The organism is Synechococcus sp. CCY 0621 (assembly GCF_019038465.1).
GTDB lineage: Bacteria > Cyanobacteriota > Cyanobacteriia > PCC-6307 > Cyanobiaceae > Cyanobium.
In genome coordinates, this window is sequence record NZ_JAFKRH010000078.1 from 1 (window position 1) to 478 (window position 478).

A 478-nucleotide genomic window follows, 5' to 3' on the forward strand; every position below is an offset into this window, starting at 1 on the left:
AGCAGATCCAGCAGCTCGGTGTCTTCGCCATCGCCCACCTTTGTTTCGAGGCTCACCGGCTGGCGGGCGCGGCAGAGCAGGTCTTTGACTTCCTCTTCCGGCAGTTCCACCGCCACCGCCAGCTCGCTCAGGGTGGGGGTGCGGCCCAGCTCCTGGCTCAGCTCCCGCTGGCCCTTCTTGAGCTTGTTGAGCGTTTCGGTGATGTGGATCGGCAGGCGGATCGTGCGGCTCTTCTCGGCGATCGCCCGGGTGATGCCCTGGCGGATCCACCAGTAGGCATAGGTGGAGAACTTGTAGCCGCGGGTGGGGTCGAACTTCTCGACGCCCCGCACCAGGCCGATCGTGCCCTCCTGGATCAGGTCGAGCAGCTCCATGTTCCGCTTGGTGTACTTCTTGGCCACGCTCACCACCAGGCGCAGGTTGGCCGCCACCATCCGCTCCTTGGCGCGACGGCCAGCGTGCAGGCGCTTGCGCAGCA

At 66.1% G+C, this 478-nt stretch carries 1 protein-coding gene; it reads right to left on the minus strand.

Annotation, left to right across the window (positions count from 1 at the left end):
* The coding region (locus KUG43_RS16685; RefSeq protein WP_216910955.1) for a sigma-70 family RNA polymerase sigma factor at positions 1 to 478 on the minus strand (478 nt) is incomplete at both ends.